The 22,677-nt window shown below is 63.5% G+C and carries 20 protein-coding genes and 1 pseudogene; 13 read left to right on the forward strand and 8 right to left on the reverse strand.

The window, feature by feature from the left end; all coding sequences use genetic code 11:
• Positions 1 to 121: 121 nt before the first annotated feature.
• Positions 122 to 1,741, forward strand: a complete 1,620-nt coding sequence (gene mdlC / locus JQ611_RS13335; RefSeq protein WP_212465691.1) for a benzoylformate decarboxylase — start codon at positions 122 to 124, stop codon at positions 1,739 to 1,741.
• A 151-nt stretch (positions 1,742 to 1,892) separates the two neighbouring features.
• Here the strand turns inward: mdlC and JQ611_RS13340 are convergent, their stop codons facing one another.
• A complete protein-coding gene (locus JQ611_RS13340) occupies positions 1,893 to 2,687 on the reverse strand; it encodes an SDR family oxidoreductase (RefSeq protein WP_192736602.1) in 795 nt (264 codons plus the stop codon).
• 231 nt (positions 2,688 to 2,918) lie between these two features.
• Here JQ611_RS13340 and JQ611_RS13345 point away from each other — a divergent pair, with 231 nt between their 5' ends.
• Positions 2,919 to 4,382: a YcjX family protein gene (locus tag JQ611_RS13345; protein WP_212465692.1), complete on the forward strand. Its 1,464-nt coding sequence runs from the start codon at positions 2,919 to 2,921 to the stop codon at positions 4,380 to 4,382.
• Complete coding sequence (locus JQ611_RS13350; RefSeq protein WP_212465693.1) at positions 4,379 to 5,410, forward strand: YcjF family protein; 1,032 nt, start codon at positions 4,379 to 4,381, stop codon at positions 5,408 to 5,410. The genes JQ611_RS13345 and JQ611_RS13350 overlap by 4 nt, the downstream gene beginning before the upstream one ends.
• Here JQ611_RS13350 and JQ611_RS13355 read toward each other — a convergent pair.
• The gene (locus tag JQ611_RS13355; protein WP_212465759.1) at positions 5,330 to 6,907 is read right to left on the reverse strand and encodes a glycosyltransferase family 39 protein; all 1,578 of its coding nucleotides are present in this window, start codon (positions 6,905 to 6,907) and stop codon (positions 5,330 to 5,332) included. The genes JQ611_RS13350 and JQ611_RS13355 overlap by 81 nt on opposite strands.
• 214 nt (positions 6,908 to 7,121) lie before the next feature.
• Here JQ611_RS13355 and JQ611_RS13360 point away from each other — a divergent pair, with 214 nt between their 5' ends.
• The 5 genes and pseudogenes from JQ611_RS13360 to JQ611_RS13375 all read left to right on the forward strand — a co-directional run bounded on the left by JQ611_RS13360 (position 7,122) and on the right by JQ611_RS13375 (position 11,041).
• A complete protein-coding gene (locus tag JQ611_RS13360; protein WP_212465694.1) occupies positions 7,122 to 8,855 on the forward strand; it encodes an adenylate/guanylate cyclase domain-containing protein in 1,734 nt (577 codons plus the stop codon).
• A gap of 347 nt (positions 8,856 to 9,202) precedes the next feature.
• On the forward strand, positions 9,203 to 9,448 hold the full coding sequence (locus JQ611_RS13365; RefSeq protein WP_212263462.1) for a hypothetical protein: 246 nt from the start codon (positions 9,203 to 9,205) through the stop codon (positions 9,446 to 9,448).
• A 464-nt stretch (positions 9,449 to 9,912) separates the two neighbouring features.
• Entirely contained in the window at positions 9,913 to 10,173 is a 261-nt protein-coding gene (locus JQ611_RS13370) for a hypothetical protein (RefSeq protein WP_212263461.1), read from the forward strand.
• 138 nt (positions 10,174 to 10,311) lie between these two features.
• Positions 10,312 to 10,526, forward strand: a pseudogene (locus JQ611_RS41710) (hypothetical protein); the annotation flags it as partial.
• Between the two features lie 314 nt (positions 10,527 to 10,840).
• A complete protein-coding gene (locus JQ611_RS13375; protein WP_027539571.1) occupies positions 10,841 to 11,041 on the forward strand; it encodes a cold-shock protein in 201 nt (66 codons plus the stop codon).
• A 137-nt stretch (positions 11,042 to 11,178) separates the two neighbouring features.
• On the opposite strand, the gene JQ611_RS13380 is transcribed toward JQ611_RS13375, so the two are convergent.
• Positions 11,179 to 11,829 carry a hypothetical protein gene (locus JQ611_RS13380; protein ID WP_409411268.1) on the reverse strand — a complete coding sequence of 217 codons (651 nt, stop codon included), beginning with the start codon at positions 11,827 to 11,829 and terminating at the stop codon, positions 11,179 to 11,181.
• Between the two features lie 141 nt (positions 11,830 to 11,970).
• Complete coding sequence (locus tag JQ611_RS13385) at positions 11,971 to 12,432, reverse strand: Lrp/AsnC ligand binding domain-containing protein (protein WP_212465695.1); 462 nt, start codon at positions 12,430 to 12,432, stop codon at positions 11,971 to 11,973.
• A gap of 115 nt (positions 12,433 to 12,547) precedes the next feature.
• Between JQ611_RS13385 and putA the strand changes: the two genes are divergently transcribed.
• Together putA and JQ611_RS13395 are read left to right on the forward strand one after the other, a co-directional pair.
• Complete coding sequence (gene putA / locus JQ611_RS13390; RefSeq protein WP_212465696.1) at positions 12,548 to 15,559, forward strand: bifunctional proline dehydrogenase/L-glutamate gamma-semialdehyde dehydrogenase PutA; 3,012 nt, start codon at positions 12,548 to 12,550, stop codon at positions 15,557 to 15,559.
• 98 nt (positions 15,560 to 15,657) lie between these two features.
• Entirely contained in the window at positions 15,658 to 16,863 is a 1,206-nt protein-coding gene (locus JQ611_RS13395; RefSeq protein ID WP_212465697.1) for a CaiB/BaiF CoA-transferase family protein, read from the forward strand.
• Positions 16,864 to 16,875: 12 nt separating this feature from the next.
• On the opposite strand, the gene JQ611_RS13400 is transcribed toward JQ611_RS13395, so the two are convergent.
• Positions 16,876 to 17,487 carry a TetR/AcrR family transcriptional regulator gene (locus JQ611_RS13400; RefSeq protein WP_249133145.1) on the reverse strand — a complete coding sequence of 204 codons (612 nt, stop codon included), beginning with the start codon at positions 17,485 to 17,487 and terminating at the stop codon, positions 16,876 to 16,878.
• A 90-nt stretch (positions 17,488 to 17,577) separates the two neighbouring features.
• Between JQ611_RS13400 and JQ611_RS13405 the strand changes: the two genes are divergently transcribed.
• A complete protein-coding gene (locus tag JQ611_RS13405; RefSeq protein WP_212465698.1) occupies positions 17,578 to 18,225 on the forward strand; it encodes a glutathione S-transferase family protein in 648 nt (215 codons plus the stop codon).
• A 19-nt stretch (positions 18,226 to 18,244) separates the two neighbouring features.
• Here JQ611_RS13405 and JQ611_RS13410 read toward each other — a convergent pair whose 3' ends face one another.
• The 3 genes from JQ611_RS13410 to JQ611_RS13420 form a co-directional block, all read right to left on the reverse strand.
• Positions 18,245 to 18,412, reverse strand: a complete 168-nt coding sequence (locus JQ611_RS13410; RefSeq protein WP_212263456.1) for a hypothetical protein — start codon at positions 18,410 to 18,412, stop codon at positions 18,245 to 18,247.
• Between the two features lie 97 nt (positions 18,413 to 18,509).
• Complete coding sequence (locus JQ611_RS13415) at positions 18,510 to 20,066, reverse strand: hypothetical protein (protein WP_212465699.1); 1,557 nt, start codon at positions 20,064 to 20,066, stop codon at positions 18,510 to 18,512.
• Between the two features lie 91 nt (positions 20,067 to 20,157).
• Entirely contained in the window at positions 20,158 to 21,174 is a 1,017-nt protein-coding gene (locus tag JQ611_RS13420; RefSeq protein ID WP_409411269.1) for a hypothetical protein, read from the reverse strand.
• 251 nt (positions 21,175 to 21,425) lie between these two features.
• On the opposite strand from JQ611_RS13420, the gene JQ611_RS13425 reads away from it, so the two are divergent.
• Positions 21,426 to 21,800 carry a Crp/Fnr family transcriptional regulator gene (locus JQ611_RS13425; RefSeq protein ID WP_212465701.1) on the forward strand — a complete coding sequence of 125 codons (375 nt, stop codon included), beginning with the start codon at positions 21,426 to 21,428 and terminating at the stop codon, positions 21,798 to 21,800.
• A complete protein-coding gene (locus JQ611_RS13430) occupies positions 21,797 to 22,609 on the forward strand; it encodes an MBL fold metallo-hydrolase (protein WP_212465702.1) in 813 nt (270 codons plus the stop codon). The genes JQ611_RS13425 and JQ611_RS13430 overlap by 4 nt, the downstream gene beginning before the upstream one ends.
• Positions 22,610 to 22,677 lie beyond the last annotated feature (68 nt).

The raw sequence follows: 22,677 nt of genomic DNA on the forward strand, positions 1-22,677 counted from the left end.
CCGGGGCGATGCAAAGCATCGAACCGCAGGTGCGCGATTGCGCACCGGGGAATCTCGAGATTCCGGGTCTGGTCCCGCGGACCATCCCGGAATGACGGTTTCCCTTTCTGAGGGCCCGACGTTGTCTCAAAATTCTTCCAAGACCAAATCGACCACCGTCAAGGACGCCACCTTCAACCTGCTGCGGGCGTTCGGCGTGAAAAAAGTGTTCGGCAATCCCGGCTCGACGGAATTGCCGTTCCTGAGCGACTGGCCTGACGACATCGATTACGTGCTGGGGCTACACGAAGCCTCCGTGGTCGGCATGGCCGACGGCTATGCGCAGGCGACCCGCAACGCCGGCTTCGTCAACCTGCATTCCGCCGCCGGCGTCGGCAATGCGCTCGGCAACATCTTCAACGCCTACCGCAACCAGACGCCGATCGTCATTACCGCCGGCCAGCAGGCGCGCTCGATCATGCCGCTGCTGCCGTTCCTGTTTGCCGAACGGGCGACGGAATTTCCGCAGCCTTATGTAAAGTACAGCATCGAGCCGGCGCGGCCCGAGGACGTGCCGGCCGCGATCGCGCGCGCCTATTACGTCGCGATGCAGCCGCCGTGCGGGCCCACCTTCGTCTCGGTACCGGTCGACGACTGGACACGGCCGACACAGCCGGTCGAGGCGCGCCAGGTCAGCCGCGAGCTCGGGCCTGATCCGGCTGCGATGAAGGCGCTGGTATCAGCGCTCAACGACAGCAAACGCCCTGCCCTCGTCGTTGGCCCCAGCGTCGATCGCGCGGAGGCGGTCGAGCTGATGGTCCGCGTTGCCGAAAAAGCCCGGGCCGCGGTGTGGGTCAGCCCGTTCTCGGCGCGCTGTTCGTTTCCGGAGCGGCATCCGCAATTCGCGGGCTTTTTGCATGCCTCGCCGGGACAGGTTTCCGACGCGCTGCGCGACCATGACCTCGTGGTCGTGATCGGCGCGCCAATTTTCACCTTCCATGTCGAAGGCCACGCCGCGATCTTCGATGGCGCCACCACGATCTTCCAGATCACCGACGATCCGACCGCGGCGGCGGTGACGCCGTCAGGCACCAGTATCGTCGCGACGATGAAGCCGGCGCTGACGATGCTGCTGGAACTGTTGCCCGAGACGAAGCGCGTGATCCCGGCGGGCCGCGCGCTGCTTCCCGCGCCCACGGCCGCCGATCCGATCCCGACGGAATTCCTGCTGGACGCGCTGTTCCACGCCATGCCCAAGGATGCTGCGCTGGTCGAAGAAGCGCCGTCGCACCGCCCGGCGATGCAGAAATTCATGCCGATGCGCGGGCAGGACAGTTTCTACACCATGGCGAGCGGCGGTCTCGGCTTCAGCCTGCCCGCCGCGGTTGGAATATCACTGGGACGTCCCGAGGTGCGTACCGTCTGCCTGATCGGCGATGGCTCGGCGATGTATTCGATCCAGGCGCTATGGACCGCGGCCCAGCGCAAGCTGCCGCTGACGGTGGTGGTGATCAACAATTCCGGCTACGGCGCGATGCGCTCGTTCAGTCAGGTGATGCAGGTCCGCAACGTGCCCGGCCTCGAACTGCCCGACATCGATTTTGTGAAGATCGCCGAGGGCATGGGCTGTCACGCGGTCCGCGTCAGCAAGGCATCGGAGCTCGGCGCTGCGCTGAAGCGCGGGCTGGCGCATGAGGGTGCCAGCCTGATCGAGGTGATGGTGGATTCGGCGGTGCCGCTGCTTTACACGAAGAAGGATTGACGCGGCCGCACCCATCTCGTCATGGCCGGGCAAAGCCGTCTGAAGGACGGCGTCGCTTCCGCTCGCCTATGCCCGGCCATCCACGACTTCCTTCTTGTGCAGCTCCAAAAACGTGGATGCCCGGGACAAGCCCGGGCATGACGGCTGGAAATTATTTCCCGTACGCTTCCCGCATCTTGGCCTGGATCTTCGCCATGCCTGATATCCAGCGATCGTAGTTCTCGGTCTTCTTGCGCATGTAACCGAGCACCTGCGGGTGCGGCAAAATCGCAAAGGTTTCCTGCTCCAGGCCCGCGAGCACGTCCTGCGCCACCTGCTCCGCCGACAGATCGCCGTCGCCGGATTGCGGGCCCTTTGGAATGGACCTGAGCATCGCGGTATCGACGCCCTGCGGGCACAGGATCGAAACCTTGATGCCGTCGGCCTTGTGCGAGATCGCGAGATTTTCCGCAAAGCCCACGGCCGCATGTTTGGTGGTCGAATAGGCCGGGCTGCCGACCTGCGACAGAAGTCCCGCCGCAGAAATCGTGTTGAGGAAATAGCCGCCGCCGCGCGCCTTCATGCGCGGGATCAGGTGCCGCGCGGCATAGACATGCGCCATGACGTGAACGGCCCAGCTTCGCGACCAGGGCTCATCCGAAGTTCCGCCTGCGTTGGTGGACAGCGGATCGAAGCCGCCGCCGATGCCGGCGTTGGAACAGAACAACGCTATCGGGCCGAATTGCTTCTCGGTCTCCTCGATGACGTGCAGGACATCCTTTTCCTTGCCCACATCGCATTTGAAGGCCGCGCCATTGATCGGCGTGGCGACGGTTCGCGCGCCGTCCGGATTGATGTCGGCGACCACGACCTTGGCCGCGCCCGCACGGTGGAAGGCTTCGCACAGCGCCCGGCCGATGCCGCTGGCGCCGCCGGTGACAACCACGACTTTTCCGGTCACCTGCATGGCCGTTCTCCCCTTGATTACTGTTTTCAACTGAACCCGGATCGGAAACGTAAGCCTCGCCCGGAAAATTGTCACGGAGCGATAAAACGTGCCCCCGGGATCGTCAATGCGCTGTCCGATCCCTCGGCCGCCATCGCAACTGAAGCTTGATTTTGGCCCGCCAATCGCCACTTTTGCGGGTGATCGCCCGCCCAATGTCTCATTGCCCTCTCATCGAGCCCTCCACGACGCATGGCCCCCAGTTTTCAGGATATCGTCGAGGAAGCGCGGTTGTCGGCGCGGGCGCTGCTCGATTACGGCGACAGCTTCTTCCATCCGACGGTGCGGCTCGGCGTCACCGGCCTGTCCCGCGCCGGCAAGACCGTGTTCATCACGGCGCTGATCCACGGCCTCACCCGCGGCGGCCGTTTTCCGGTGTTCGAAGCGTTCGCCACCGGGCGCATCGCCCGCGCCCGGCTCGAACCGCAGCCTGACGATGCGGTGCCGCGCTTCGATTACGAGAACCACGTCCGCACCCTGATCGAGGAGCGGCGCTGGCCGGCATCCACCGTCGACATCAGCGAGTTACGACTGGTGATGGACTATCAGCGCCAGAACGGCGCCGATCGCACGCTGACGCTTGATATCGTCGACTATCCCGGCGAATGGCTGCTCGACCTGCCGCTGCTCAACAAGAGTTTCGAGCAATGGTCGGCCGAGAGCCTTGCGCTCTCACGCGAAGGCCCGCGCGAAAAGCTCGCCACGCCCTGGCACGAGCATCTGGCGACGCTGACCGCCGAGGCCCGCGAGGACGAACCCGCGGCGCGCATGGCGGCGAAGCTGTTCACCGATTATTTGCGCGCCTGCCGCGACGAGCGCTTCGCGATGAGCCTGCTGCCGCCCGGACGCTTCCTGATGCCGGGCAATCTTGCAGGCTCGCCGGCGCTGACCTTCGCGCCGCTCGACGTGCCAACCGACGGCACCGCGCCCGACGGTTCGCTGTGGGCAATGATGCGGCGGCGTTACGAGGCCTACAAGGATGTCGTGGTGCGGCCGTTCTTCCGCGATCATTTCGCGCGGCTCGATCGCCAGATCGTGCTGGTCGACGCGCTCGCGGCGTTCAACGCCGGACCGGAAGCGCTGCACGATCTCGAAGCCGCGCTCGCCGGCATCCTCGATTGCTTCCGGATCGGCCGCAGCACGATTCTGAGCAATCTGTTCCGGCCGCGGATCGATCGCATTCTGTTTGCCGCGACCAAGGCTGATCATTTGCATCATTCGAGCCATGACCGGCTCGAAGCCATATTGCGCCGTGCCGTGGCCAAGGCGGCCGACCGCGCCGAATATGCCGGTGCCGCCATCGACGTTGTCGCGCTGGCCGCGGTGCGCGCCACCCGTGAGGCGATGGTCGCGCGCGGCCGGGAAAAACTGCCCTCGCTGCTCGGCACGCCCGCATCCGGCGAAGTCGCCAATGGCGATACGTTCGACGGCGAGACCGAGGTCGCGACCTTTCCAGGTGACCTGCCCATCGATCCCGAGGAACTGTTCAAGGGCACGTTCCGCGGCCTCTCCAGCGCGCCTTCCGAAAAGGCAGATTATCGCTTCCTGCGCTTCCGGCCGCCGCTGTTGCAGCGCGAAGGCGGCGAAGAGCCTGCGCTGCCTCACATCCGCCTTGACCGCGCCCTCCAGTTCCTGATCGGAGACAAACTGCAATGAGCGAGAAGACGCCCCATCGGCGGCCGGCGACGTTCAAGCTCGACGATCCCGGCGTGATCGTGATGGATCCGGATGATGCCAGCCGCCCCGCGCGCGGCACGGTGCACATCACGCCGGAGCCCGACCCTGCGCAGTTGCCGGTGCCGATCGACAGGCCGCTGGTCCCGGCGAGGCGCGGCTTCCGCTGGGGCACGCTGTTCTGGACCGCCACCGGCGGGCTGGTGTTGCTCGGCCTCGGGCTCGGCGTTGTCAACCTGATCGAGGATCTGTTCGCGCGCAGCCAGACAATGGGTTACGTCGCGCTGGCGTTTGCCGTCGCCGCCGCGCTGGCATTGACGGTTGTGATCGCGCGCGAAGCGTTCGGGCTGGCGAGGCTTGCCGCCATCGAGAAGCTGCACCAGCGCGCCGCCGAAGTGTTGCTCAGCGACGATCGCGCCGCCAGCCGCGCCATCGTCAATGACCTCTTGAAGCTCGCGCATCAGAACCCGCAACTGGCGCGCGCCCGCGCCACGCTGGTGTCTCACGCTGACGACATCATCGACGGCGCCGACATGATCAAGCTGGCCGAGCGCGAATTGATGGCGCCGCTCGACGAGGAGGCGCGGCGACTGGTCTCCACTGCGGCGCAACGCGTCTCGGTCGTGACAGCGGTCAGCCCGCGCGCGCTGATCGACGTGCTGTTCGTGTTCGTCGCCGCCATGCGGCTGATCCGGCAATTGGCGCGGCTCTATGGCGGCCGGCCGGGAACGCTCGGCATGCTCAGCCTGCTGCGCCATGTGATCGGCCACCTCGCCGTCACCGGCGGCATGGCGATTGGAGACAGCCTGGTGCAGCAGATGCTCGGCCATGGCATCGCGGCAAAGCTGTCGCAACGGCTCGGCGAAGGCGTGCTCAACGGGCTGCTCACCGCCCGGCTCGGCCTCGCCGCCATCGACGTGACACGGCCACTACCCTTCACCGCGCTGCCGCGGCCCGCACTCGGCGATCTCGCCAAAGACCTTTTGCGCAAGCGCGACGGCGAGGAGTGACATCTCCGGCTGTGCGTTGCCGGCCAGTACGCGCCAGCGGAACAGCGGCGTGTCCGGCGGCGGCGAGAGTTCGGGCGTCCAGCCGGTCAGCTTCTCCAGCGCATAGGTATCCATCACCACGCCGCGCCAGGTGCGCTCGACGCGTTCGAGCGGCTGCCGCTTGGCTGACGTGAAATCCCAGATCGGCAGGCGGTTGTCCGGCTCGCGCGCGACGTAGAGGCCGGCGTGATCCCGGATCAGGTTCATGCCGGGATCGCGAAAGCCCTGAAACCTGCCGCGCTCATTGATCTGAATGACCGGCACGCGGCCGTTGAAATACCAGCGCAGCATCGCGTAGGTGCGATAGTCCGTCGTGGCGATCCAGGTCGCGCCGGTCTTCTGCAACTGATCCTGGGCGCGCGCCACCACCTGCTGATAGCCGGCCTCGCCGCCGACCGGATCGGCGCGGCCGATCAGGTTCCAGGGGACCGCGACATAATAGAAGAACACGCCGACGACGAAGGCGATGCCGGATATCACCGCGACCCTCGCCCATTTGACGGTGGATGTGATCATCCATTCCGGCCAGCCCTCGCGCGGCAGCATCGCGATGTTGATGGCAGTGGCGGCAAATCCGGCCGGCCACAGAAACATCGGCCAGGTATCGCCGACGCGCAATGTCAGCGACTTCCAGAAGAAGTAGCCGAACGGCACGATGACAGCGGTCGAGAGCAGGATCGCGACCGGCTCGCGATGGCGATAGCCGCGCCACGCCGTCAGCGCCACACCCGACAGCACCACCGGCAACAGCACGAACCCGACGAGGCCGAACTGCAGGCCGAGATAATCGCCGACGGTGCGGAGTGACCATTGATGGGTCGCGACCGCGCGCACGAACTGGAAGCGGAACGAGGCCCAGTCGTGCTGGTAATTCCAGATCAGCACCGGCGCGAACATGATCAATGCAATCAGCGCCGCTGCCCACGGATAGGGACTGAGCAGCCAGCGCCGCCGCCAGTCCGGCACCAGCGCAAACGCCAGCACTGCGGGCAGCAGCATGATCACGGTGAATTTCGACAGCATCGCCAGGCCGGCGAACAGCCCGGCGGCGAGCCACCAGCGCGCATTGCCGCTTTCATGGAGCCGGACCAGCGACCACAACATCGCGACCGCGAGCGGGATCATCGCCGTATCGGGCGCCACCTTCGCCATCAGCAGCCCGTAGTAAAGCGCGGCCTCCGGCATCAGCAGAGCGAACACGATGGCGCGAAAATCACGGGTGACGCGACGGACGATATCGGCAAGCAGCAGCTGCGTGATCAGCATCGCGACGATGCCGCCGAACCGCACGCCGAGATTGGTGTCGCCGAAAATCGCAGTGCCTGATCGAATCAGCCAGGCAATCCCGGGCGGATGGTCGAGAAAGGCCAGCGCGCTCTCCTTCGACCAGGTCCAGTAATAGGCCTCGTCGGTGCGCAGCTCGATTAGCCCGGCATAGATCAGCCGCATCGCCGTCATTGCGGCGATCAACGCCACCACGGCAAGCCTTGGCCGGCCGGCGCTATCCGGTTTGTTGCTGTTGTCGGGGGCGTTCGTCACGGCGCTTTTTCTTCGACTCCCGAGGGGGTGTCAACGTTTCGAGGCGGAAAAGGTGATTGCCGGGACCACGTTGCAGGGTGTTCACCAAGCGAATAAGGCAATATTGTCGCCGACAGCTTCACTGATGGACCGCATGGCCTCCCTGTCCCGTAAACAAATCACAGCCGCCCTGCGCGGCACCAGCGTGCGGCAAATCCGTCTGGCCAGCGGCGTGGTGCTGTTTGCCTATCTGGTCAGCCATTTCGTCAACCACGCGCTCGGCAATATCTCGATGGAGGCCCTGGCCAGCGGCGTCTACTGGCACACGCTGTTCTGGCATTCTCTGCCGGTCACGCTGGTGTTCTATGCGGCCTGCCTCATTCACACCGGGCTCGGCATCTGGGCGCTGTACGAGCGCCGGCAATTCCGCTGGAAAGCAATCGAGCCGCTGCAGCTTGTCCTCGGCCTCAGCATTCCCGCGATGATCATCACCCACGTGATCGGCGTGCGGCTCGGCTATTCGCTGTACGGTCTCGAAATACTCTACCCGCAGGTGTTCTTTGCCTACTGGATCTCATGGCCGCCGCTCAAAATGTGGCTGCTGTTTGCGGTTCTGGTGATCTCCTGGACGCACGGCTGCATCGGTCTGTATCTGTGGCTGCGCATGAAGGCGTTCTACAAGACCGCCGCGCCCTATCTGCTGGCGTCAGCGGTGCTGATTCCGACGCTTGCCATGCTCGGCCTCTACCAGGGCGGACGCATCGTCGTCGACAGCGACAGCGTCGAATGGCGGGCGGAGAATCTCAAACCATCCCAGATGGGGACATCGGCTGAAAAGGCCGTGTTGAACGATATCACAAACTATCTTCTGATCGGCTATTGGGGCCTGCTCATTATTGCCCTGCTGGCAAAAGGCGCGCGTGCCATCCACGAGCGCCGTGGCGGCATGATCAACCTGTCCTATGGCAACGGCCGAACGGTCCGGGTGCCGAAGGGCCTCAGCGTGCTCGAGGCCAGCCTGCGCCACAACGTGCCCCATGCCAGCGTGTGCGGCGGCCGCGCGCGCTGCTCGACCTGCCGTATCCGCATCATCGGCGACCACCACGACCTGCCCGAACCCTCGCAGCGCGAAGCCTTCGTGCTCGGCCGCGTCGGCACGTCGGATCCGTCGATCCGCCTCGCCTGTCAGTTGCGGCCGGCAAACGACCTCTCCTTCTTTCAGCTCTTCCTGCCGCACACCATGTCGGCCGACGCGCCGTCGTCCAGTCCGACGCGGATCGGCCAGGAGCGTTATCTCGTCAGCATGTTCGTGGACATGCGCGGCTCGACCAGGCTTGCGGAAAAACGCCTGCCCTTCGACACCGTCTTCATCGTCAATCGATTCCTCGGCGCGGTATCGCAGGCGGTGATCGAAAGCGGCGGCCGGCCGAACCAGTTCGTCGGCGACGGCATGCTGGCGCTGTTCGGGCTTGCCACCAGCCGACAGGAGGCCTGCCGGCAGGCGCTGCGGGCCGCCGCCATGATCGCCGCCAATGTCGACGAGGTGAACAGGTTTCTGGAACATGATCTGCGCGAACCGATCCGTTTCGGTATCGGCATCAATGGCGGCGAGGTGATCGTCGGCGACATCGGCTACCGCGACCATATGGTGTTCACCGCGCTCGGCGATCCCGTCAATGTCGCCGCACGCCTGCAGGACATGACCAAGAGCCTTGCCTGCGAGGTGGTGATCTCGGACGAGGTCCGCGCCGCCGCAGGCCTGTCCGCCGACGCGCTGCCGCAACATGAAGTCGAGATCCGCGGCCGCAACGAGCCGATGATCGTGCGCAGCGTGTCGGATGCGAGGGAGTTGACGGCGCTGGTCGACGAGAACGCCGCCGCGGCGTGACGGCGGCGTCAGCCGAAGTCGCAGGGTGGGCAGCGCACTTGCCCCGTGCCCACCATTCTCTTGCACGAATGCCACAAGGATGGTGGGCACGCGGAGCCTGTCATCGGGCGCGCATTCGCGCGACCCGCCGGCTTTGCCCACCCTACCATTCCATTCGCGCAACCTCTCCCTGAACAGGCATTCAGAAAATTCTGCCCGATCGAGACGCAGTTTTCTCGAACCCGCTTTTTGGCGCGTACGACTGATAGGCGATGGGTCAGACTGAAACTGAAACCCAGACTGAAACTGAAACGATCAACCCGCGCCAGGACAAGATGTCGAACGCGCATCATTGAAGGAGAAAGACCATGCGTAAAGTTGCTCTCGCTCTCGCCGCCGCCACTTCCCTCGGTGTTATGGCGCTGGCTCCCACCACCGCTTCGGCGGGAGGGTTTTGGCCGCATCACCACCATCACCACCACCACGGTCACTGGGGCCACGGTCACGGCTTCCGCGTCGGCTTCATCGGTGGCGGTTATGACGGCTGCTACGTGACCCGCCGGGTGTTCACCCCGTACGGCGTTGTCCTCCGCACCGTCAACGTCTGCTACTAATCGAACCACTCGTTCGGTTCAGAAACCCCGGTCGCCCAGCGCGGCCGGGGTTTTCTGTTGTGGGTGCTGTTCAGACGTCATTGCGAGCCAACGGGTCGCGCGAATGCGCGCCCGATGACAGGCTTCGCGAAGCAATCCATCTTGCTGCGCAATAAAAGAATGGATTGCTTCGTCGCTTCGCCCCTCGCAATGACGAAAATGCCTTTTCGCCGTTCCACACATCGCTCCCGTTAACGACGTGAAATCCGGCGCAAACCGAGCCGCCTAGCCCATCGCGGCTTTCCGTTTTGTGATCCATTTCACATCTGAACAGCCATTCAGGTAGTTGTCCGCAATGTAATGCGGCTTTCTCGAACCGGTTTTCTCGCACGCACGACTGATGGGCGATGGGTAAGACTGAAACCTGAACGATCAACCCGCGCCAAGACAAGATGTCGACCGCGCTTCACTCAAGGAGAAAGACCATGCTTCGTAAAGTTACTCTCGCTATCGCTGCCGCCGCCACCCTCGGCACCATCGCGCTGGCTCCGACCGCCGCTTCGGCGAAGCCGGTGCACTGGCCGAACTTCCATCACCACCATGGCCATCACCACCACGGCCACCACCACCATGGCTTCGGCTTCAACGTCGGATACGTCGGCGGCGGTTACGACGGCTGCTACGTGAGCCGCCGCGTGTACACCCCGTATGGCGTTGTGTTCCGCACCGTCAACGTCTGCTACTAATCGAACCACAAGTTCGGTTCAGAAACCCCGGTCGCCCAGCGCGACCGGGGTTTTCTGTTGTTGCAATGTAAATGTGAGAAGGAGGTGCAACCGATGACGCAGATCCGGAATCCGGCTGGCTATTCGCGCAACGTCGTTGAGACCGCCGCGTTCAAGCCCGGCGTCGAACGCGAATTTGTGCAGAACAATTGCACCGCTGTCATTCCGCCGACTACATCAAGACGCCGCCGCACGGCGAGAAATTCAAGAAGGATATTTGGGCGGCCGAAGTGACCAGGATGATCAAGGTCTATGGCGCACCGATTGACGATGCGGATGTCTCATCGCGAACTACAAAAACGAGCGGCGGATGAAGGCGCGGATGCCCCCGCTCGGCGCGTCTATTTTGTGAACAACCCCTCCCCCGCACGCCAGGCGAGGGAGGATATCTGGTCAATCCTCCCATCGACGACGCTGGCGCCGGCCACGATTTCGCCGCGTCAAATGAGCGCGAAACGGGCAAAACGGCGGAAATACGGTGCGATATGGCGGATTTTTGCGGAATCCGTGGTGCCGTTTTGCGCTACCCAGTCCGCCACAACCCGCGTATCCTGAAGTCTCGGGCATGCCCGGTATGTGCGGGGACCGGCGGCTCGGATATTTTTTTGATTCCGCGGAGACGACGTGAATGGCTAAAGGTACGGTGAAGTGGTTCAACCCGACCAAGGGTTATGGATTTATCCAGCCCAGCAACGGCGGCAAGGACGTTTTCGTTCACATTTCGGCAGTTGAGAAAGCTGGGCTTTCGACGCTTAACGAAGGGCAGACCGTTGAATACGAAGAGATTGCCAATCGCGGCAAGACTTCGGCCGAAAACCTCAAGGTTTAGCGCTACCGCGCGATCGGCAACGGCGCGCTCTCGGAAGTAATCCGGGAGCCGGGCTTGAAAAAACTCTCAAAAAACTGTGAGCGTTCGGCGGAGCGAGCACCGTAGTTGCTCGTACTCTCTTTGGGCCGACCGGCCGCTCAATCTTCCTTCACCCATTTCTCGACCGGCATGACGTCCGGAGGCTGCAGATAGCCTCGCGGCCAGAGGTCGACGACCCATTCGGCCTTGGTTGCGCGATCGACCAGCACGGCGGTGTTGTGCGGTGTCTGCAGCACCAGCGTATTGCCGCGATAGCGGGGATCACCGATCGCATGATGCTTCAGCAGCCCCCAATCCCGCAGCACCAGTAACAGGCTGGTGGTATTGCGGGTGGTGTCCCAGCAATCGTAATTGTGCTTGTCGTCGAAGTAGCGGAAATCCGCTTTCGCCACGCGCTTATTGGTGCCGAGGATCGGTCCCATACGGCGGTCGAACCACACCACGGCCTTCTGCACCGCCGCGCGTTCGGCCACGGCCGACGCACGGCCCGCGGCCATGATCTGCGTCAGCGCGGTGCGGTCCCCCGGCGTGAACTCCAGTATCTGGCGGCGCCGGCAGACGAAGCCGTAACAGACCGTCATCAAATTCGCCGACGGCGGATAGATCGACACCGACGTATAGAGATCGGCGACCGCCGAACTCATTTCGGCGGCTTCGGAAGGCGCGCCTGACAACGCCGCCCCGACAACGCCGAGCACGCCCGCAAGCCGGGCAAACGTCTGGCGTAACGCTCGATCGGCGTCTCTCATGATCCCTGCTATCCAAACCACGGCGGTGCCCGAGAATTAGCGCGTGCCTTTCACGCTGCCAAGTTGCAAGACCGCCACCTGTGGAACAGGCCACGGCTATTTTTGGCGTGGTGCGTTTTGGTCACGGTCGTTTTATTTGCGCTACCCGACCGGCAACGGCGCGTCGCGCTTGACCTCTTCCATGACGGCGTAGGTCCGCGTTTCGCGCACCCCCGGCAGCGCCAGCAGGGTCTCGCCGAGAAAGCGCCGATAGGCCGCCATGTCGGCGAGACGGGCCTTCACCAGGTAATCGAAGCCGCCCGCCACCATGTGGCATTCCAGCACTTCGGGGGCCGATTGCACTGCTTCAGCGAAGCGCTCGAACACGTCGGGCGTGGTCTTGTCGAGCATCACTTCGACGAACACCAGCAAGCCCAATCCCAGGAGATGCGGATTGAGCCGGGCTCCGTAACCCTCGACGAAGCCATCGCGCTGCAGCCGCTTCAGGCGCTCGCCGATCGAGGTCGGTGACAGCCCGATCCGCTCGGCCAGTTCGACATTCGCAATACGGCCATCTCCTTGAAGAATAGAGAGGATTTTGCGGTCTATCTTGTCGATGTCCATCGTTTATCCGGCTATTTTTTATATTCTCCATATTTCCTAAGGCATAATGACGAACTTGTCTATCGAACTACGGTTGGAGCAGCGGTAAATTGGATGAGACCCCGAGGGAATCACCATGCCGGACCATCCACCGCCTCTCCCGCCCTTCAACGCGGCCTACGCACCCGATGATTGGAAAATCGCCGCCCGCCTGCTCGCCACCGCCAAGCTGGGCGCCGAGCAGGAGACGCGGATCGACCTCACGGCGACGCGCCTGATCGAAGCCGTCAGAGCCAATGACGATCCGCTCGGCGGCGTTGAGGACATGCTGCGCGAGTTCGCATTGTCGACCAAGGAAGGCCTCGCGCTGATGGTGCTCGCGGAAGCGCTGTTGCGGGTGCCGGATGCGCGCACCGCCGACCAGTTCATCGAGGACAAGCTCGGCCAGGGCGACTTCGTGCATCACGAGACCAAATCCAGCGCCTTCCTGGTCAACGCCTCGGCGTGGGCGCTCGGCATGTCGGCGCGGGTGATCCAGCCCGGCGAGACGCCGCAGGGCACCATCGGCCGGCTGACCAAGCGGCTCGGCGCACCCGCCGTACGCGCCGCGACACGCCAGGCGATGCGGCTGATGGGCAGCCATTTCGTGCTCGGCGAGACTATCGAGGCCGCGCTGGCGCGGGCCGAAGCGCATGCATCGCGCCACCGGCGCTATTCCTTCGACATGCTCGGCGAAGGCGCGCGCACCGCCGCCGACTCCGCGCGCTATTTTGATTCCTATGCACGCGCGATCGATGCGATCGGCCGCGCCGCCAACAATCGTCCCCTGCCCGACCGGCCTGGCATTTCCGTCAAGCTCTCGGCGTTGCATCCGCGCTTCGAAGCGGTCAGCCATTCACGCGTGATGAGCGAACTGGTGCCGCGCCTGATCGATCTGGCGCGGCAGGCCAAGACCTTTGATCTGAATTTCACCGTCGATGCCGAGGAAGCCGACCGGCTGGAATTGTCGCTCGACGTGATCGCGGCGGCATTCGCCGATCCATCATTGGCCGGCTGGGGCGGCTTTGGGCTGGCGATCCAGGCCTATCAAAAGCGCGCCCGTGAGGTGATCGACCATGTCGATGGTCTCGCGAAAAGCCTGAACCGCCGCATGATGGTGCGGCTGGTGAAAGGCGCCTATTGGGACACCGAGATCAAGCGCGCGCAGGAGCGCGGTCTCGACTGTTATCCCGTGTTCACCCGCAAGGCGATGACGGACCTGAACTACGTCGCCTGCGCGCAGCAATTGCTGGGCTTGCGGCCACGGATCTTTCCACAGTTCGCGACGCACAACGCGCTGACGGTCGCGACGCTTCTCGAACTGGCAAAGGACAAAAGCGGATTCGAGTTCCAGCGCCTGCACGGCATGGGCGAGGCACTGTATGCGCAGCTCAGTGAAGACCATCCCGACATCGCCTGCCGGACCTATGCGCCGGTCGGCAGCCACCGTGATCTCCTCGCCTATCTGGTACGGCGGTTGCTCGAGAATGGCGCCAATTCGTCGTTTGTCGCGCTCGCCGCCGATGAAACGGTGCCGATGGCCACATTGCTGTGGCGTCCGATGGAAATCATTGGCGTCGCCGCCAAAGCCGCGCATCCGGACATCCGCCTGCCGGCCGACCTCTTTTCGCCACAACGGACAAACTCGCGTGGGCTGGAATTCGGTGAACGGGCGGCGCTGAACAAATTGGTCGCCGACATCGCCGCGGAAACCTTACCTGCGATCGGTAACGTCACCGATGCGACGCTCTCCGAAGTCAACGCGGCAATCTTGGCCGCGCGCGACGGCTTCAAAGGCTGGAGCCGAACGCCGGCCTGGACGCGCGCAAGCATTTTGGAAAAGGCCGCCGACCTGCTGGAACAACGCGCGGCGCATTTCATCGCGCTGCTGCAACGCGAGGGTGGCAAGACGCTGGACGATGCACTGTCGGAGTTGCGCGAAGCCGTCGATTTCTGCCGCTATTATGCCGCGCAGGGACGCGCGCAGTTCATCGACGGCAAGGCTATGCCGGGTCCGACCGGCGAAAGCAATATACTCGCCTTGCGCGGCCGCGGCGTCTTCGTCGCGATCTCGCCGTGGAATTTTCCGCTCGCGATCTTCATGGGCCAGGTCACGGCGGCGCTGATGGCCGGCAACGCCGTCATCGCAAAACCTGCCGAGCAGACGCCGCTGATTGCGGCCGAAGCCGTGCGGCTGTTGCATGAAGCCGGCGTGCCACCTGCCGCGCTGTATCTGGTGCAAGGCGACGGGCGGATCGGTGCGGCGCTGGTGGCGCATCCCGACATATCAGGCGTCGTTTTTACTGGCTCGACCGAGGTGGCACGATCAATCAACCGCACGCTCGCTGCCAAGGACGGCCCGATCGTGCCGCTGATCGCGGAGACCGGTGGCATCAATGCGATGATCGTCGATGCCACCGCGTTGCCCGAACAGGTCGCCGATGACGTCGTCACCTCGGCGTTCCGCTCGGCCGGCCAGCGCTGCTCGGCGCTGCGGCTGTTGTTCGCCCAGGACGACGTTGCCGACCGCATGATCGAGATGATCGCAGGCGCCGCGCGTGAACTGAGGATTGGCGATCCCAGGGATCCCGCCACCCATATCGGCCCGGTGATCGATGCCGAGGCCAAAGCGCGCCTGGACGCTCATATCGCGCGCATGAAGCAGGAAGCGCGGGTGCACTTTGCGGGCACCGCGCCCGAGGGTAATTTCGTCGCGCCGCATATCTTCGAACTGTCCGATGCCGGGCAACTCAAGGAAGAAGTGTTCGGTCCGGTGCTGCACGTGGTGCGCTACCGCGCCGACCGGCTCAAAGCCGTGTTGCAATCGATCGAGGGCTCCGGCTACGGACTTACGCTCGGCATCCACTCCCGGATCGACGATACGGTCGATGACATCATCGACGCCGTTCAGGTCGGCAATATCTACGTCAACCGCAACATGATCGGCGCGGTCGTCGGCGTGCAGCCGTTCGGCGGGCATGGCCTTTCCGGCACCGGCCCCAAGGCCGGCGGACCGCATTATCTGGCGCGGTTTGCCACCGAACAGACGGTGACCGTCAATACCGCCGCCGCCGGCGGTAATGCAGCCCTGCTCTCGGGCGGGGAGTAGTTGCATCCCGCGCCCAAATGGCGTTGAAGTTTCAGCACGCACGGCATGCAATATTCCAGCGGAAGAAAAATCAACAGGGTTTCGGGAGCGGCATCGACATGGAAAAAGGCATTTTTGACGGCCTCAAGGTTCTGGACTGCGCGAGTTTCATCGCAGCCCCCGCGGCCGCCACCGTGCTGTCCGATTTCGGCGCCGACGTGATCAAGATCGAACCGCCGGTTACCGGCGATCCATATCGAAATTTGCCGAATTTGCCGGGCTACCCGCACAGCGAACACAATTTCGCGTGGATGCTGGAAGCCCGCAACAAGAAGAGCCTGGCGCTCGACCTGACGAAGCCGGAAGCGCAGGCCGTGCTGTACAGACTGGTCGCCGAGGCCGACGTCTTCATCACCAACATGCCGCCGCAGGTCCGCACCAAGCTCGGCATCACCTGGAACCATCTGGCGCATCTCAACGACCGGCTGATTTATGCGTCGTTCACCGGCTATGGCGAAAAGGGCGAGGAAGCCAACAAGCCCGGCTTCGACTCTAACGCCTATTGGGCGCGCTCCGGCCTGATGGACCTTGTCCGCGCCGACGAGCACACCACGCCGGCGCGATCGATCGCCGGCATGGGCGACCACCCCTGCGCGATGGCGTTTTACGGCGCGATCGTGACCGCGCTGTTCAAGCGTGAAAAGACCGGCAAGGGCTCGCATGTCAGTTCGAACCTGATGGCCAATGGCGTCTGGGCAGCCTCGGTGCTGGCGCAGGCCAAACTGGTCGGCGCCAAGTTCGGCGAACGACGGCCGCGCGAGCGCGCGCTGAACGCGGTGACCAATCACTACCAGTGCAAGGACGGCCGCTGGCTGATCCTGTCGCTGCTGAACGAGGACCGGCAATGGCCGACGCTGGCGCGCTGCCTCGAGCGCGAGGATCTGGTGACCGACCCGCGCTTTGAAACCAGGAAGGAGCGCCACGCGCGCTCGCTGGAACTGATCAAGATCTTCGACGAAATCTTTGCCGGCAAAGACCTCGCCGAATGGCGCAAGATCCTCGACGGCAACGGGCTGGTGTTCGGCGTCGTCGGCATTCTCGACGACATTCCGGGCGACAAGCAGATGATCGAGAACGAAGTGCTGGTGCCGTTCGAGAACGACACCATGATGACCATCAGCAGCCCGATCTGGGTCGACGGCAGCAAGAAGGTCCAGCCGCGCAAGCCGCCCGGCCTCGGTGAACACAGCGACGAGATTTTGCGCAACGCCGGCTATGACGAGGCCGCGATCAAGAAGCTGCGCGCGTCCGGCGCGGTGGCGTAACAGCCGCCGCATCTATTTCCTCGCGACCAGAGCGCCGACCAGCTCAGAGAGCGCAGTCCTGGTTTCCTGACGGAAGCCGCGGCGCGGCGTTGCCAGTTGCTGCAGCAGGATGCCGATCAGGCTGGAGACGAACAGATCGGCATGGCCGCGGGGATCGGACGAACCGGCGGCGCGCAAGGCAAGCTCGGCGCTCTGCCGCCAGGTATCGAACCACTCGGCCACGACAAGCCGGTGTCGCTCGCTCCGAGCCGCGGCCAGAAACGCCTCAAAGCAGGCGATGTGCGTCTCCGCGTCGGTCTTGAGTTCCTGGGAATACCAGCCCACCAGCGTGTCAATCCAGGCGCCAGCGTCGAATGCCTTGCTTTGCAGGCTGAGGGCCAGCGCACGCAGCCGCCCGACCTCGCGTGTCAGGGCGAAGCGAAGTGCTGCGTCCACCAGAATCTCGCGCGTGGCAAAGTGATGGGTGATCGCGCCCACCGACATTGCGGCCTCGGCGGCGACCGCGCGATGCGTGACCCCATCCAGTCCGTTGCGGCCGATGATACGCAGTGTCGCCTCCATCAAAGGGCGCTCGCGGTCGGTGATCGCTTCTCCGGCTTTGCGGGGCATATTGACATTCGCCATCGTTGATCTAAGAACAGAACAATTGTTCTGTTTTGCAAAGTATAAGTATCGGACGGTGAACACAAGCCTCCGGAACCCTGGAGCCTGCAAATGCCCAGTTACCGACTGCATTACTTTCCAGAGTCCGGAAACAGCTACAAGCTTGCGCTGATGCTGACCCTGTGCGACCGGAGCTTTGAGCCGGTCTGGACCGATTTTGGCGGCGGCATCACGCGGTCAGCGGAATGGCGGCGCACGGTCAACGAGATGGGCGAAATCCCGGTGCTGGAAGAGGATGGCGTCCGCCTCACCCAGACCGCGCCGATCCTGCTGAAACTCGCGCAGCAGTTCGGCCAATTCGGCGGCGAGACTGAAGCGGAGCATTTCGAAGTCTTGCGCTGGCTGTTCTGGGACAACCACAAGCTCACCGGTTACATGGCCTCATACCGATTCATGCGGACGTTCATCCCGTCAGGCGATCCCGCGGTGCTGACCTATTTTCGCAAGCGGCTCGACGATTTCCTCGGCATCCTGGAAACACATCTGCAGCAGAATGCGTTCGCGATCGGCGCGCGGCCGAGCATCGCCGATATCTCCATGATGGCCTATCTGCATTATCCGAGCGACGAGACCGGATATGATTTCGCGGTGAGCCACCCGGCGATCAGCGCCTGGCTCGGCCGTATGGCTGATCTGCCCGGTTGGAAGTCGGCCTACGATCTGCTGCCCGGCAAGCGGCTGACGCATTACGCGAAGTGAACGCTTTCGGTTTGACGTTTCAGCGGCTCAACCAGGCCCAGACGATGCCAAAGACGATTACACCGGCAATGACGGCGACCGCGATCGCCCAGGTGCTGACGCGGACGTTGCTGACGATCTCGCGTTTGGCTTCGTTCTCCGCGATCTCGCGATTCCGCTGCCTGTTCTCCTGGTCGGAAGAGCTCATCGCCGGTCCCCGCTTGGTTGGTCGTTACCCGCCACTCTAGCATCAAACGATGACGGTGCATCGGCACCCTTGCCACGGCCCTCGGGCCGAGGCCTGCCTAACGGCTTTTGACGAAGCACATGCCCGTTCGCGCGGTCTTGCCGCTGACCTGACAGGCCAGTCCCTCAGCGCAGGTCCAGGCACGGAAGCTCGCATCGTTGCTGGCCGTGGTATTGCTGGGAGCATAGCAATGCGCGCCCCAACCATCGCTATATTCGGTCCCCACCAGTTCCGTGCTGCCGCGCAATTGCGGACGGCTGGCAAAGCCCCGGGAATAATCCGGCGCCTTGCCATCCCGCACTGCGGTGAGGATGTCACGGCGGCGAACCTGATCGCCGAAGAAGTGCGGCGACGCCGGCACGACCGTTGAATTGGAGGGATTGACCGCCATCCAGTCGACGCCGGGAAAATGAAATCCGCCGATGCCACGCGTCTGGTGGCATCCGGAACAGGTGACGTCGTTCAGCCGCCGCTCAAAGCCGCCAGCCGAGCGGATGTTTTGCAGCTTCATACCGCCAGCCGCGGCCTTCTTCAGCGCCGTGACGACGTCAGCTTCGCTGAACACCGCCTTGGCCCCCTCGCCCTGCATCAGGCCGAATTCAGGCTGCAGGTCGGAAGCGTCAAATCCGGCCGGCGTTGCGGCAATCGCGCCATTGGCAAGGAATTTTTCCGGGATCAGGACCGCGCCAGAATCGAGCTCTGCCAAATGTTTCGGCTCCAGCAGCCATGACTTGAATTCGCGCCCGAGCTTGTCGTCGGCCAGAATGCGGTCGCGGTCGATCTGGTTCTCCATCGGCGCTTCCCGAAATTCCCGCGCCGCGGCGTCATAGCGAAACACCTTCAACAGGTAATTGGTACGGAAATCGCGCACGGGCGATTTCGGCGCATGCGCGATCTGAAGGTTGGTCTCGATGCGATCGATGTTTTCATAACCGAGCAGATCGAGCGGACCGTTTTCATCCAGCAGCTTTTCCGCGAGCGGCGCGCCGGTCAGCGAAAATTCGCCTGCGGCGAGCCATCGCTTTGCGATTTCGGAACAGGTGACGGGTTTGCCGTTACGGTCGATCCCATGATCGGCCTTGGCTTTCAGAACGAGATTCAGCGTCATCGGCAGACGGAGCAAAATTGCCCTGTCGTCGATCCCCGGCGTTTTCATTCGCGTCAGCCGATAGATCAGCCGGATGTCGCCGCAGCTGGCCTCGTCGACATAAGCGCGGTCCATGCGATTGACGATGCCCGCCAGCGCGAAACGGGTGTCGCCGGAATCAAGCTGGGTGCGGTCGAACAGTTGAAAGGCAAAGCCATCACCCACGCCGACGGCTTCGCTCGGCAGGCTCCTTTTGTGTCGCGCAATATAACGGTCGAACTCGGCGTCGATCGCCTGCCGGACCGGGAGCATCGACGGCAGGGTGAATAGCTGGCCGCTCGTGAGCGGAATATCGGCCGACCGCTCCGGCCACAACAAACGGCCGATGCCGAACCTGCCGCCGTCGAGTTCGCGCAGCGCCAGGGGATCCGTTATCGCGGTCCCACGCTCCAGTGGCGCGGCGGACGCCGGCAATGCGCCGCACACCAGGGCGAGCATGATGAAAAGAAATCGCAGCGCGCGGCTCATGCCCCCACTAACACCGCGCGAAGTGGCCTATTCAAGTAAAAAGGCGCTTCACATCCCGGTGAAGCGCCTTCGTCTTTCAGATTTCGCGTAATCAGCGGGCGACAATCAGACCCTTGCTGGTCACGACCACCCATTTGCCGTCCTGCTTGCGGATGGCATCGATGCGGCCGAGACCCGGGACAGGATCGCCGGCGTAGACTTCAAAGATGCCCTGGCGGCCTTCGATCAGCGCGCTGCCATTGGCGGCGTCACGCAACACCCAGCCGTCCACGGTCGGCAGCCGTGCAATCTCGGGCTTGGGCGCGGGCAGCGGCACCGCCGCGGCCGTTGCGGGCGGCGACACCGTTCCCGTGACGTCCCTTGCGGCAGCCGGCGTTGCGGCGGCGACGGGTGCGGGTGCAGCAGCCTGCGCACGGAGTTTTTCGACGGCATCGCTGAGCTTGGCGAGCTTGGCGGTCGGTTCGGCCTGCGCCTTCTCGACCTTGTCGAGGCGGTCGCTGGTCTTGTTGAACTGGCTCACCCCGGTTTTGGAGGTGTGCTCGACGCTGGCCTTCAGCGCCAGGATATCGGCGTCGATCCGCGCCACCGAGGCTTCGAGTGCACTGTTGTTGTTCGCCACGGCGGAATTTCCGGCCATCATCTGTCCAAGACCCGCGGTTGCCAGCGCGCCACCGAGCGCACCGGCGACCGTCGCCAGCGCCACCACAGCCGCCATCGCCGACATCCGGCGCTTGCCGGACACGCCGTCAGCTGCAACGGCCTCCGGCTTCACATCGGCTTCGTCGCCGTTCCACGCGCGCTCGCCGGGCGACATGATCAACAGCTTGCCGGGAATCCGCGGCGTTTCAACTTTCGGAGCTTCAGATGTGGCCGCTTCGACCTTCGCCGGTTCAACTTTGGTTGCTTCAAGCTTGGAAGCCTCGACCCTGGGCGCTTCCACTTTGGGCGCATCCGGCTTTGGGGACGTTTCTTGCTGGTCGGGTGCCAGCATCGGGGACTCGATCGCCACCGTCACCGGCACTTTGGCTGCGGACATATCGGGAGCGGCCGGCCCGGCGCCGACGGAACCGGTTTCACCGCTGGTGGCCTCGGACTGCTGTTCGCTCACGTTCAATTCTCCAGAATGGGTTGACCTTTTGGTAACTTTTATTGCTTGCGAAATCGTTACCGGGTTCTGCCTTACCGAAATTTTAGAAGGTCATCCGGGCCTGTTTGCGGCCGCAAAGCGACGGCTGCGGGGCCGGCGACTCCGCCCGCTCGCCCATGCTGCCCTGCGGCAATCCCCGACAGCTCCGTTTGCGCCCGTTCATTTACCGACTAACATGGCCTGACCATCCAGCCAGAAGGCAGGAGGCCGCCATGACCATCGAAAAATGCATCAACGAGTTTGATGTAGATGACGTCATTTTTGAGGAAGGCTCGACCGGGCGCGAACTGTTCGTCGTGCTCGACGGCAAGGTCGAGATCGCCAAGGTTAACGGCGCCAGCAAGACCGTGATCGCCACGCTCGGCAAGGGAGAATTCTTCGGCGAGATGGCCGTGATCGACGGCTCGTCCCGCTCGGCGACCGCGATTGCCGCAGCGGCGCACACCCGCGTGATGCGGATCAATCACGCCCGCTTCGTCTATCTGGTCAGCCAGCAGCCGGCGTTTGCGCTGATGATCATGGATGCGCTCAGCAAGCGACTGCGTGCCGCGAACGCGATCACGTTCAAAGCCGCGGTCAATCCATGAGCGAGCGCAAGCCGAGCCCGTTCAAGACCCTGCTCGAAAGCGACGTCTGCACGCTGATCGAGGCAGCCGAGGACGTGTACCAGATTCGTTTCAAGAACCGCGCGGCGAACGCCTATCTGGTGCGCGGCAGCTCGCGGACCATCATGATCGATGTCGGCCTGTCATCGAACTATCCGCATCTGCTGAAATGTCTGCAACACGTCGATTGTCCGCCCGAGAAAATCGACATGGTGGTGCTGAGCCATGAGCACCTCGACCATATCGGCGCCGCCTATCATTTCAATGGCCGCGCCTTCATCGCCGCGCATCGGCTGGCCGCCAACAAGATCATGCTGCGCGACGATTTCTCGATGCTGCGCAAGATGTTCAACGAACCGAATATCCCGATCAATGTCGACATCTGGCTCGAGGAAGGCAATCTGCTCGACCTCGGCAATTTCCGCCTCAACGTGATGTACACGCCCGGCCATACCTCAGCCTGCATCACGCTGTTCGATCAGGACAAGGGCCTGTTGTTCGCCAGCGACACGCTGATGCCCGGCGGCGTGATGGGCGGCGTATTCGGCTCCGGCAGCATCGCCGACTATATCCAGTCGCTGGAGCGGCTGAAGGGGTTGAACTCGAAGATCCTGCTGTCCGGCCACGGCCGCCTCTCCGACACGCCGCAGGACGATGTACGGGTCGCCATTCAACGTTCGCACAACCTGCTGTCCGACACGGCGCAATTGTTCGACGCGCTGGATGCGCGCTCGAATTTCGAACCGATCATGCAGTCGGTGCGAGACCTCAACAAGCTGGATGATGGCTAGGCAGCCAACGCTGCCGAATAATTGCGCCATCCGGAATTATTTCCCGCCTGACAGATCTTGACGTGATT

The sequence above is a fragment of the Bradyrhizobium sp. AUGA SZCCT0182 genome (assembly GCF_018130185.1).
Classification (GTDB): domain Bacteria; phylum Pseudomonadota; class Alphaproteobacteria; order Rhizobiales; family Xanthobacteraceae; genus Bradyrhizobium.